Genomic DNA, 12,231 nt, shown 5'->3' on the forward strand with positions numbered 1-12,231 from the left:
CAAGACTGAACCGTCAAGTCTAATTTGGAGCCGGCATGACCACCACCCAGACCGCCACCCGCCTGGATCCACGCCTGATCCGCCTGGCGCTGGTGCTGTCCCTCGGCTCGGCCGCCACCCTGCTCGACACGACGATCGTCAGCGTCGCGATCAACCGGCTGAGCCACGAGTTCGGTTCGCCGCTGGCCACGATCCAGTGGGTCACGACGGCGTACCTGCTGGCCTTGACCGCCGTGCTTCCGCTGACCAGCTGGGCCGTCGCGCGCTACGGCGTACGACGGATGTGGTTCGTCTGCTTGATCGGGTTCGGGGCGGGGTCGGTGCTCTGCGCGTTCGCCTGGTCCGCCGGCGCGTTGATCGTGTTCCGCGTGCTCCAGGGTCTCGGCGGCGGCATGCTGCTCCCGCTGATCCGGATCGCGTTCACCGAGCAGGTCGATCACCAGCAGCTGGGCCGGTTGATGAGCTTCGTCATCGTGCCGACCCAACTGGCTCCCGTCGCGGGACCCGTGCTCGGTGGCCTGATCATCGGCGCCCTGAACTGGCGCTGGGCCTTCCTCGTCAACGTACCGATCATCGCCGCGGCGATCATCCTGTCCCGTCGCCTCGTCACCGGCGAGCCGTCGAGCACCCGCCTGTCCCTCGACGTCCGCGGACTCCTGCTCCTCTCCCCCGGACTTGCGATCCTCATCTACGGACTCACGTCGTACGGCGAATCCGGACGGCTCGCGGCACCGGCGCTGGTCGGACTGGCTGCCGGCATCGTCCTACTCCTCGGGTACGGCGTTCACGCGCTGCGGACCGCGACTCCGATCTTCGACCTCCGACTGTTCCGCGATCGGTCCTTCAGCGCTTGTGCGGCGCTGGTGTTCAGCTTCGGCGGATCGCTGTTCGGCGCGATGTTCCTGTTGCCGCTGTACTACCAGCGTCTGCGCGGTGCCGGCCCGCTCGAAGCCGGACTACTGCTCGCACCACAAGGCGTCGGCGCCATCGCCGGGACGCTCTTCGTCGGCCGGATCCTCGACCGTACGGGCGCCGCCCGCACGATCATGCTCCTCGGCCTCGCCGGTGCGGTCGTCGGCACACTCCCGTTCGCCCTCGCCGACGGCAGTACTCCGGTCGCACTCCTGGCCGGAGCTCTCGTGATCCGAGGCATCGGGCTGACGATGGCCCTGGTCCCGTCGATCACGGCGACGTACGCGACCCTGCCGAAGTCGGACTACGCCGCCGCAAGCATGGGGACCCGGATGCTGCAACAAGTTGGCGGCTCGCTCGGTACCGCCGTACTGGCTGTGGTTCTGCAGCGCGGGTCGTTCCCGGCGGCCTTCTGGACCACCATCGCGGGCACCGCGGTTGCCGCCGGCGCTGCGCTGGCTCTCCCAGCCCGGCGACAACCGTCGTGATCGTCGTATATTCCTGATATGGCAAATGCGTTCGAGGTGCTGGCGGAGCCGCGGCGGCGGGAGATCCTGGATCTGCTCCGCGGTGGCGAACGCCCGGTCGGCGAGCTCGTCGACCACCTCGAGCTGAGCCAGCCCGCCGTCTCAAAACACCTCAAGGTGCTCCGCGACGCGGGCCTGGTCGAGGTGCGCCAGGACGCCCAACGCCGCTGGTACCGGCTCCGGCCGGCGCCGCTCGCCGAGATCGACGCCTGGCTGGAGCCGTACCGCGACCTGTGGCACCACCGCCTCGACGCCCTCGAGGCTCACCTCGACACGATGGATTAAGCCCGGATCTCGGCCAGGTCGAAGACGTTGTCCTCGGGGTCGGCGAGAGTGATCCAGTGGGTGCCGTACTCGTCGTGCTCGTCGAGGCGCTTGGCGCCGAGGCCGATCAGGCGGTCGAGCTCGGCGGACCAGTCGGCGGAGGCGAGGTCGACGTGCAGGCGGTTCTTGCCGGTGCGGGGCTCCGGGACCTGGATGAAGAACAGCGCGGGTCCGTCGCCGGAGCGGTTCACCGAGGTGAAGAATTCGTTGCCGTCAGCATCGATCTCTTGGCCGAGGGCTTCGGCCCAGAAGGCCGCCAGCGTCGTGGCGTTGGTGCAGTCGAAAACGACGTTCTCGAGGGTGATGGACATGACTCAACCTTTCAGGGCAGGGATTCTTGCGATGGGCCAACAGACTTCGGTTCGGTAGTCGGCGGGGTCTGGGGTGTCGCCGGGACCGACGACGTACAACTCGCGGATCGGGCCGGGCGCGACCTCACAGTGCTCGGCGACGTGTGAGCCGAGGGCGCCATAGGTCCGGTCGTAGTCGGTGAACGCACCCGAGTGGACGGCGATCGCGAAGAACCCACCGGGTAGGTCGACCAGCTCGACCCCCTCGGCCGGCGGCTGATCCGGCGTGACCGGGATGAACGCGACGACCTCACCAATGTCCTCAGTGAAGAACTCGTCGCCGTACGTCGCTCCGGAGGTCCCGACGATCCCCGCAGCGCCCGCCACCGCGCCGAGCCGGCCGAAGACGTCGTCGCACCACGGGCCGATGTCGTCGCGGCTGACCCGATCGGTGATCCCGTACGCGCGGAACGCCGGAATGAACCGGTAGTCCACCGAGAGTCCCACCGGCTCCAACGTGAGCATCTCCCGCAGCGACGCGACCACTTCGCGGGTGTGCGTGAGCTCTCGCTCCATCCGATCCAGGTGCACCCGCAACGTCTCTTCACGGGCGGCTCCGTCGGACGCCGACACCACGGCCCGGACGTCCGGCAGCGGCATCCGCAACTCCCGCAGCCGCCGGATCAGCAGAGCCGTCTCCACCTGCCCGGTCCCGTACCGCCGATACCCCGAGGCGGGGTCCACCGAGACCGGCGCCAACAAGCCGATCTCGTGGTAGTGATGCAGCGTCTTCACACTCAAATGAGTCAGCCGCGAAAACTCCCCCACCGTCACCGTCGCCGTCATGGGACAACCATCCACCCTCCGGTAACCGGAGAGTCAAACCCCCGACACCCAGGCCATCACAATCGTCGGCCCGCGACGAGTGCACGCGTACGCGCACCCACCGCGGGCCGATTGTGATGGCCTGCAGTACTGCCTCTACTACCCGCGGTACCGCCCGATCACCTTGGTGTAGTCCCAGTTGGCTTGGGAGACGCCGCTGCAGGAGTCGGCGGGGCCGCCGGTGCAGGGGCGGTCCCGGTTGACCGACCAGAAGGTGAAGCGGGCCAGGTGGTGCTCCGTGGCGTACGAGAGCATCGACTCGAAGTCGGACAGGTTGACGCGCTCACCGGCGACGTCGGTGATCCCGTTCATCGAGGAGATCCCGATCTTGCGGTACGCGGCGTCGTCGGTCAGACCGTACGCCGACTTGACCTGGTTCTTCAGGCCGTCAGCAGCCTGCCGGGTCAGCGTGCCCATGTTCGTCGAGCCACCACCGAAGTCGAACGGCATGATCACCCAACCGTCGAGGTTCAGCCCGGAGGCCGCGCCGCGGCGGATCAGGTCCTGGCCGTTCCCGTCCGGCCCGGAGGTCGTCGTACCGAAGGTGATGTACGTCGTGATCCCCGGGTTGTTCTGCTCGACGATCTTCAGCGCGTCGATGACCTTCTGCCGCGGACCGGCCTGGGCGACCTCCTGGTCCTCGATGTCGATGTCGATCGCCTTCAGCGACAACGCGTTGATGACCTTCTGGTACGCCGCCGCCAACTCACTCGCGGTCCCACAGCTCTGACCCAGCTTGTTCCCGGACCAGCCACCGAACGAGACCACGACGTCACCACCGTTGGACCGGATCGTGTTGATCGCCGCCTGGTCGGCCCCACCGGTGAGCGCACGACCGCCGTCCCACTGCGGGTTGCAGTACCCGTTGGACAGGATGAACGCCATCGTGAACCACTTCACGCCGGACGCACTCATCACCGTCGCCGGGTTGGGCGGGCTCCCCCACCCTTCATACAGGTACGGCGCTGCCGCCATCGGCGCACCACCGGTCGGCGGCGGCCCGTCGTCGGAGGCCGGCGCGTTCCACTTCTGGTTCGCCGCGCCCGTGCAGGTCCAGAGCTGCAACGGCGTCGAGTTGGCCGAGTTGTTGCCGGTGACATCGAGGCACTTGTTCGCCTGCGGGTTCACCAGGTCCTTGGCGGCCGAGTACGTCCACTGCTGCGCAGCCGAACCATTGCAGGTGTAGAGCTGGATCTTGGCGCCGTTGGCAACCGATCCCGCGCTGACATCCAGACACTTGCCCAGGGCCCGGACCGTACCGTCACTCGACCGGGACCACTGCTGAGCAGCAGACCCGTTGCAGTCGTAGATCTGCACCTGCGTGCCGTCCGCGGAGTTCGCCGCGGCGACGTCCACGCACTTCCCGGCCAGGCCGGTGATCGCGCCGGTCGCTGCCTGCGCGGGAGACGCCGCCATCAGCAGGCCGGCACCGAGCACCAGCGCCGCGGCAGCTGCCGCCAGCCGGCGCATCAGGCGTTCCACTTCTGGTTCGCCGCGCCCGTGCAGGTCCAGATCTGCAACGGGGTCGCGTTCGCGGAGTTGTTGCCGGTGACGTCAAGACACTTGTTCGCCTGCGGATTCACCAGATCTCTCCCACTCGTATAAGTCCACTGTTGAGCCGCGCTCCCGTTGCAGGAGTACAGCTGGACGCGAGCACCGTCGGCCACCGAGCCGGCGTTCACGTCGAGGCACTTGCCCAGGGCCCGGACCGTTCCGTCGCCCGGCCGGCTCCACTGCTGCGCGGTCGAACCGTTGCAGTCGTACAGCTGCACCGCGGTCCCGTCCGCGCTGTTGCCTGCGGCAACATCGATGCACTTTCCGGCCAGCCCGGTGATCGCGCCAGTGGTACCTCCACCGCCACCACCTTGCGTACCGGCCCAGGTGAAGGTCGCGGAGGTCTTGGTGGGCAGCGTGTAGACGAACGACTGCGAACCCCAGTTCACCCGCACCGACTGCGAGCTGCCGGTGGTGTTGTAGGCGATCAGCGCCTTCGAACCGTCCGGGTTCTTCCAGGCCACGTTCTTCACCGAGCTGTTCGCGGTCGAGTCGATCCGCAGCGCGCCCGGCTTCACGAACTTGGTCAGGTGACCCATCGTGTAGTACTCGATCGTCTTGTCCACCTGGCCCGCACGGCTACCGCCGCGCTGCACCGTCACCAGTCCGGTGCACACGTTGCACCCGGCCCCGACGTACGGCAGGTGGTTCTGGTCCAGCGCGAGACCCCACTTGACCCACGACTTGTCCCAGTTGCGGGTGTAGTCGACGAGGTTGTTCATGTCCTCGGTCTGCTGGTTCGCGATCCACGTACCGCCGGAGTGCTCGGTCATGTAGGCGTTCACGTTCGGGTACTGGTTGTGGATCTGCGTCTGCAGGTTCACGTCGCCGCCGTACCCATGCCAGGCGATGCCGCCGAAGTTCGGGTCGTTGCGCAGGGTCGCGTCCGCGATCGGGACCGAGCCAAGGTCGTTGTAGTTGCCCCAGTTGTAGTCGAGGATCAGCACCTTGGTGCTGAGTCCCGCGGCATGCAGCGCCGGGAACAGGTTGTTCTTGGTGAACTCGAGCAGGCCCGAGCCGTTCCAGTTCATCGACGCGTAGCCGGTGTCGTCGGTGCCACAACAGGTCGGCTCGTTCTGCACCGAGACGTAGTCGATGTGGTTGCCCTGGGCCTCGTTCTGCTGGATGTACTTGACGAAGTACTGCGCGTACATCGGGTAGTACTCGGCCTTCAGCCAGCCGCGGTGGGTGAAGTTGTTGTTGTCCTTCATCCAGGCCGGCGCGCTCCACGGCGAGCCCATCACCTTGACCGCCGGGTTGAGCTGCTTGGCCTGTTTGGTCAGCGGTACGACGTCGGCGAGGTCGTGGTTGATGCTGAAGTCGTTGAGGTCGCAGCACGTGTCGTCGAACGAGTAGTTGAACCGGGCCAGGTCCGAGGCACCCATCGGGTTGCGGATGAAGGCCAGCCCGATCCCGTTGACCGGGTCGAACAGATCCTTCATCACCTGGTTGCGCGTCGCCGCGGAGATGGTGTTGCTGCTGTTCAGCAGCCAGGCGGAACTGTCGGCGAACGACGCACCGCCGCCCTCGAAGGACTGGTACGTCGTGTTCTCGTTGACGGTGATCGTCTGATTGGCCGAACCGCCGGCCGGGCCGAAGGCGACCGGCGTCTGCTGCTGCAGGCCGCGGGTGACGTTCTGACCGGCCGCGTCGTTGGTGGTGGTCAGCCAGATGTTGACCTGCTCACCGGCGGCCTGGGCGGGCGGCGCGGTGCCGAAACCAAGTCCCGCGGCGGCCACGCACAAGGCGGCGGTGGCGACCGTGAGGAGGCGTCGTCGCCAGGATGGGGGGCGGGCGCGACGAAGTCCGGGCATGGGCGGATCTCCCTTGTTCTAAAGGGTTTTGGGGACAGCGAGAGGTGTTGTCGGCGTCTGCCCGCGCCGCAACCGGTGGTCACCATGAGGTAACCATCGGTGAATCCCGCGTGTCAACGCCGTACGCCGACTTTTTTCAGGTCTTTTATTTAGTCCCGGAACCAGCATGGGCTTGACGTGGGAGCGTTCTCACCGCAGGCTCCCCCTCGAGCCCTGTCTCCCGTCCGCCCCCGCGAGAAATGAGGCATTATGAGGCGTTCCCGCGTCGCGACCGTGATCGCGATCGGTGCCGCAATGATCGGCACCTCCCTTCTGCAAGCACCCGCCCAGGCCCAGCAGGAAGCCGCCAACGCGGCGACGGCGACGGTCTGGGAGGACACCTTCGACGGCCCGGCCGGCCAGGCCCCCAATCCCGCCAAGTGGCGCTACGACATCGGCGGCTCCGGCTGGGGCAACGACGAGCGCGAGTACTACACCAACAGCACGCGCAACTCCGCGCTCGACGGCCAGGGCAACCTGGTGATCACCGCCCGCCAGGAGAACGCGGGCTACCAGTGTCACTACGGCCCGTGCCAGTACACCTCGGCCCGGCTGCTCACCGCCCAGACCTTCACCCAGACCTACGGCAGCTTCGAGGCCAGGATCAAAATCCCTGGTACCCAAGGGGTTTGGCCGGCGTTCTGGATGCTGGGTGGCGGCAACTGGCCGAACGACGGCGAGATCGACATCATGGAGAACATCGGCCGCGAGCCGAACACCGTGCACGGCACGATCCACGGCCCGGGCTACTCCGGCGCCAACGGCATCGGCGCGGCGTACAACTCTCCGAACGGTCAGCCGTTCCGCAACGACTTCCACACCTACCGCGTCGACTGGGCGCCGGACTCGATCACCTGGTTCGTCGACGGCGTCCAGTACCAGCGCCGTACGCCGGCGGACCTGAACGGCAACACCTGGGTCTACAACCACCCGTTCTTCATGATCCTGAACGTCGCGGTCGGCGGCTACTGGCCCGGTTACCCCGACGGCTCGACGGTGATGCCGCAGACGATGACGGTCGACTACGTCCGCGTCTCGACGCTCGGCAGTAGCGGCGGGAACGGTCAGATCACCGGTCTGGCCGGCAAGTGCCTGGACGTCGCCGGCGCCAACTCCGCCGACGGCACGAGCGTCCAGCTCTACGACTGCAACGGCACCGGTGCCCAGCAGTGGACCCGTCCCGGTGACGGGACGATCCGTGCCCTCGGCAAGTGCCTCGACGTCGCGAACGCCGGGACCGCCGACGGGACACGGGTTCAGATAGCGAGCTGCAACGGCAACGCGGCCCAGCAATGGACCTACAGCGCAGCGAAAGACCTGGTGAATCCACAGGCGAACAAGTGCCTCGATGTCACCGGCAACAACTCCGCCAACGCAACCCCGACGCAGATCTGGACCTGCAGCGGCGGCGCCAACCAGAAGTGGACCGTGTCCTAGAAACTCAACGCACGCTGGGCGACGGCGGTGGTACGACGCCGCCGTCGCTCAGCAACCGCAACACCGGCAGGGTCGCCGCACCAAGCGCGACGGCGTCCCGACCGAGCTCACACAGCTCGATGGACACCTGCGAGTACGGCAACCGGAGCGCGTGCCGACCGACCGCCTCCCGCAGCTCGGGCAGATACCGCTCGCCCAGCATCAGGCCGGCCCAACCCCCGAGCACGATCCGCTCCGGGTTCACCAGGTTGACCAGGTTCGCGAAGCCGGCGGCGAGATACCCGATCGTCTCGTCCACGATCGTTGCCGCGAGCCCCGACGTACCGACCGACTCCAGCAGCTCGACGTACGCCGCTTCCTCGTCGACGGCGGCCAACGATCCACCAGCCTGCCGGTAGCGGTCGAGCACGGCTTCCGCGCCCACATACGCCTCCAGGCACCCCTCGGCTCCACACCGGCACCGGCGTCCGCCGTACGCGATCGTCATGTGGCCCCACTCGCCCGCACTGCTGCGGGTCCCGCGGTAGCCGGTCCCGCCGGCGATCAGGGCCGATCCGACGCCGGATCCGACCAGCGCGATGACCGCGTCCGTCGCACCGCGACCGGCGCCGAACCACATCTCGGCCTGGCCGAGCATGTTCGCGCCGTTGTCCACATGGATCCGAATATCGGTGCCCTCGGCAAGCATCTGTCCGAGCGGTACGGCGTCCCACCCGAGCGACTGAGCATCGACGACGGCGTTTCCCTCGACCACGCCGGAGACCGCGACGCCGAGTCCGAGGATCGCCTCGGACCGCACGCCGGCCGCGGCGATCACGGTCGAAAGCCCTTCCAGGACGTGCTTGACGACCACCGACGGCTGCGGTTCGACGATCGGATAGTCGACGGTCGCGAGCACGATCATGGACAGATCGAAGAGCTCGACGCGGATGCGTGTCTCACCGACTTCGGCGCCGACGACGTACCGGAACGTCGGTGACACCCGCAACAGCACGCGCGGCCGTCCGCCTTCGGACTCGACCGAGCCGGCCTCCTCGACAACACCTTCGGCGATCAGCTCACCGACCAGATTGCTCACACTCGCGGCACTCAGCGACGTGCGAACACTCAACTCCTGGCGACTCAGCGGGCCGTCGCGGTAGATGCCGGACAGGATCACCGACCGATTGGACCGCCGCATGTCGCGCACGGTGGTGCGCACAGGGGTCCGCCGAAGATCCATGCTTCTCCCCCTGCTCCAGCCCTCGGCCAGGGCACTCGTCCAGAGTTCATCATGACGCACCGCGGGCCGGAAGGGGGACCTTCGTCCAGATCATGAATTAAGTCGCGATTCGTTACCACCCTGTGATTGACGACACATCCCTGCCTCGGCTTCACTACACGGAACCGCTTCCGAAACCGGTTCCGGCGCCATTCACCCCCTTTCCCGCCCGAGAGGAGTACACAGCGTGTCGATCACCATCGCCGATGTCGCGGCGCGTGCCGGCGTCAGCAAAACGACCGTGTCACGCGTTCTCAACGGCAAGGGCGAGCTCGACCTGCGCACCGCCGAGCGGGTCCGCCAGGTGATCGCCGAGCTCGGGTACGTGCCGAGTGCCCGCGCGGTCGGCCTGGCCCGCGGCCGGACCCGGGTCGTCGGGATGCTTGTCCCGTCGCTCACCTGGCCCTGGATGGGCGAGGTGCTGCAGGGCGCCGTCGACGTGGTCGAGAGCGAGGGATACGGACTGCTGCTCTTCACCTTCAACCGGGGTGAGGAGTCGATGCACCAGTTCGCGTCCCAGGTCTCGGCCCAGTCGTTCGACGGCCTGCTGGTGATCGAGCCGGAAGGCACCCTCACCTACATCGAGCAACTCCATGCGCGGGGGCTGCCGGTCGTGCTGATCGACGACCGCGACCACCGTCCGCAGTTCCCGTCCGTCGCCACCACCAACTACGCCGGCGGCGAGTCCGCCGCCCGGCACCTGCTGGAGCTCGGTCGTCGCCGGCCACTGGTGATCACCGGCGTCGAACGCTTCGGCTGCACCCACGAACGCCTCGACGGCTTCCGCGACACCTACGCGAAGGCCGGCGCCGAGCTCGACCCGAGACTCGTGTTCGAAGGCGACTTCACCCACGAGTCCGGACGCGGCGGCGTCCAGTACGCGCTCGACCAGCGACTCGGGTTCGACGCGATCTTCGCCCACAACGACCTCTCCGCGGGCGGCGCCATCCAGGCCGTCCGGGAGACCGGGCGGAACGTGCCGAACGACGTGTCGGTGGTCGGGTTCGACGACATCCCGTACGCCGAACACACCGAGCCTCCCCTGACCACGGTGCATCAGCCGATGCGCCAGATGGGTCAGGCGGCGGCCCGGATGCTGATGGGCTACTTCGGCGGTACCCCGCTGCCGAACGCTCCCCAAGTGCTGCCGACGACGCTCGTCGTCCGCAGTTCAACCGCTCCGATCGTCACCACCAGGACTCACCCCGCCCCCAGGTCCCGGTCCTACTGATAGCTCCGGCGGCGGGGCAGCTGCCCCTGCTCCGCCGCCGGCGTACCCCTCACGATTTCGTTTCGCCAAGGCGTTCGCTCTTCCCATGAGAGCGTTCTCACGCCACCATGCACTGGCTCACAAGGCTCAGGTGTGAGCCATCCGCCAACAGATACACAGGAGGAACCGATGCGAGCACGACGCACTGTCGCGCTGGCCCTAGCGGGCCTGCTCGCGGCAGCCACCCTGGCTGCCTGTAGTAACGGGGACGGGAACAACAACGCCAACAGCGGGACCGGCAACGCCGCGACCGTCCTGAACATCGGCATGCCGAACGGGCCGCAGACCGAGAACCACAACCCGTTCCTCGGCTCCTCCGCGGGCGCCTCGCTGGGCTACCGCTGGATGATCTTCGAGCCGCTGGTGATGATCAACGGCATCAAGCCCACCGAGGCCGGCAAGCCGTGGCTGGCCACGGAGTGGAAGTGGGACGCGAACTTCACCAAGCTCTCGTTCACGATCCGTGACGGGGTGAAGTGGTCCGACGGCCAGCCGATGACCGCCGAGGACGTCGCCTACACGTTCCAGCTGCGCAAGGACCACGACGCGCTGAACACCGACGCGATCCCGTACGACACCATCGCCACCACCGGCAACAAGGTCGACCTGACCTTCAAGCGGTCCCAGTTCACCAACCAGAACAAGATCCTGACGGTCTTCGTCGTACCGAAGCACCAGTGGTCGACGCTGAAGGACCCGACCCTGGACCCGCTGAAGAGCCCGATCGGCACCGGTCCGTACACGGTGAAGTCGTTCACCCCGCAGACGACCACGCTGACGCTGCGCGACTCGTACTGGCAGGACCTGCCGAAGGTGAAGGAGCTGCGGTACACGTCGTACAACGACAACAACGCGCAGACCACCGCCCTGGCCAACGGCTCGTCGGAGTGGAGCTTCGTCTTCGTCCCGAACGTGAAGGCCGTGTACCAGGACAAGGACCCGAAGAACCACAAGCTGTGGTTCCCGGCGAACCTCGGCATCCACGGCCTGTGGATCAACACCACCCGCAAGCCGTTCGACGACCCGGCGCTGCGCCGGGCGATGGACAAGGTCATCAACCGCGACGACATCTTCCAGCAGGGTGAGGCCGGGTACTTCTACCCGAAGGTCGAGTCCATCACGGGCATCCCGACCCCGGCCGGTGAGTCGTTCATCGCGCCGGAGTTCAAGGACAAGAACCACACGGTCGACGTCGACGGTGCCAAGTCGGACCTGGCCGCGGCCGGTTACAAGCTCGAGGGCGACGTCCTGAAGGACAAGACCGGCAAGCCGGTCACGATCACGCTGACCGACCCGGCCGGCTGGTCGGACTACCAGACCGACCTGGAGATCATCAAGGACAACCTGTCCACGATCGGCATCAAGGCGACCGTCGACAAGGCCAACCAGGACGCGTGGTTCAAGAACATCGACACCGGCAACTTCGACGCCGCGATGCACTGGACCAACGGCGGCGCGACGCCGTTCGACATCTACCAGAACATCATGGACGGCAAGATCCTCAAGCCGGTCGGCAAGGGTGGCGTGAGCGGCAACTACGGCCGGTTCAACAGCCCGGAGGCGACCAAGGCGCTGGACGAGTACGCCAATGCGGCCGACGACTCCGCCCGTACCACCGCGCTGAACACGCTGCAGAAGATCATGGTCGACCAGATGCCGGTCATCCCCACCTCGGCGTCCAACGTCGGCGGTCTGTACAGCGTGAAGAACTGGATCGGCTGGCCGGACGAGCAGAACCAGTACGCGCCGGCGCAGCCGACGCAGCAGAACGCTCTGCAGATCATCCTGAACCTGAAGCCCGCCGGCTCCCAGTGAGGCCGGACCGCGGGGGGGGGGGGGGGAGGGGCCCGGCCCCCCCGGCCCCGGACCCGAAGCCCCAAACCCACAACGGGTAACCCAACCCCCGGGGGCGCCCGGG

At 67.2% G+C, this 12,231-nt stretch carries 10 protein-coding genes; 5 read left to right on the top strand and 5 right to left on the bottom strand.

The genetic code is table 11. The features are described from left to right. Nucleotides 1-35 precede the first annotated feature (35 nt). Together ACWF4Z_RS18725 and ACWF4Z_RS18730 are read left to right on the top strand one after the other, a co-directional pair. On the top strand, nucleotides 36-1,400 hold the full coding sequence (locus ACWF4Z_RS18725; protein ID WP_452244328.1) for a DHA2 family efflux MFS transporter permease subunit: 1,365 nt from the start codon (nucleotides 36-38) through the stop codon (nucleotides 1,398-1,400). An 18-nt stretch (nucleotides 1,401-1,418) separates the two neighbouring features. Continuing rightward, nucleotides 1,419-1,724: an ArsR/SmtB family transcription factor gene (locus tag ACWF4Z_RS18730; protein ID WP_452244329.1), complete on the top strand. Its 306-nt coding sequence runs from the start codon at nucleotides 1,419-1,421 to the stop codon at nucleotides 1,722-1,724. Here ACWF4Z_RS18730 and ACWF4Z_RS18735 read toward each other — a convergent pair. From ACWF4Z_RS18735 to ACWF4Z_RS18750, 4 genes are all read right to left on the bottom strand, one after another. Beyond that, complete coding sequence (locus tag ACWF4Z_RS18735) at nucleotides 1,721-2,074, bottom strand: VOC family protein (protein WP_452244330.1); 354 nt, start codon at nucleotides 2,072-2,074, stop codon at nucleotides 1,721-1,723. The genes ACWF4Z_RS18730 and ACWF4Z_RS18735 overlap by 4 nt on opposite strands. Before the next feature lie 3 nt (nucleotides 2,075-2,077). Next, nucleotides 2,078-2,899, bottom strand: a complete 822-nt coding sequence (locus tag ACWF4Z_RS18740) for a MerR family transcriptional regulator (protein WP_452244331.1) — start codon at nucleotides 2,897-2,899, stop codon at nucleotides 2,078-2,080. 138 nt (nucleotides 2,900-3,037) lie between these two features. Next, the gene (locus ACWF4Z_RS18745; RefSeq protein ID WP_452244332.1) at nucleotides 3,038-4,408 is read right to left on the bottom strand and encodes a ricin-type beta-trefoil lectin domain protein; all 1,371 of its coding nucleotides are present in this window, start codon (nucleotides 4,406-4,408) and stop codon (nucleotides 3,038-3,040) included. Next, nucleotides 4,408-6,306, bottom strand: a complete 1,899-nt coding sequence (locus ACWF4Z_RS18750) for a ricin-type beta-trefoil lectin domain protein (protein WP_452244333.1) — start codon at nucleotides 6,304-6,306, stop codon at nucleotides 4,408-4,410. The genes ACWF4Z_RS18745 and ACWF4Z_RS18750 overlap by 1 nt, the downstream gene beginning before the upstream one ends. A 249-nt stretch (nucleotides 6,307-6,555) precedes the next feature. On the opposite strand from ACWF4Z_RS18750, the gene ACWF4Z_RS18755 reads away from it, so the two are divergent. Next, entirely contained in the window at nucleotides 6,556-7,782 is a 1,227-nt protein-coding gene (locus ACWF4Z_RS18755) for a ricin-type beta-trefoil lectin domain protein (protein WP_452244334.1), read from the top strand. 4 nt (nucleotides 7,783-7,786) lie between these two features. Here ACWF4Z_RS18755 and ACWF4Z_RS18760 read toward each other — a convergent pair whose 3' ends face one another. Continuing rightward, entirely contained in the window at nucleotides 7,787-8,962 is a 1,176-nt protein-coding gene (locus ACWF4Z_RS18760) for an ROK family transcriptional regulator (RefSeq protein ID WP_452244335.1), read from the bottom strand. 268 nt (nucleotides 8,963-9,230) lie between these two features. Here ACWF4Z_RS18760 and ACWF4Z_RS18765 point away from each other — a divergent pair, with 268 nt between their 5' ends. Together ACWF4Z_RS18765 and ACWF4Z_RS18770 are read left to right on the top strand one after the other, a co-directional pair. Next, a complete protein-coding gene (locus ACWF4Z_RS18765) occupies nucleotides 9,231-10,274 on the top strand; it encodes a LacI family DNA-binding transcriptional regulator (protein ID WP_452244336.1) in 1,044 nt (347 codons plus the stop codon). 168 nt (nucleotides 10,275-10,442) lie between these two features. Then, complete coding sequence (locus ACWF4Z_RS18770; protein ID WP_452244337.1) at nucleotides 10,443-12,128, top strand: ABC transporter substrate-binding protein; 1,686 nt, start codon at nucleotides 10,443-10,445, stop codon at nucleotides 12,126-12,128. Nucleotides 12,129-12,231: the final 103 nt, after the last annotated feature.

Source organism: Kribbella sp. NPDC055071, assembly GCF_053608045.1.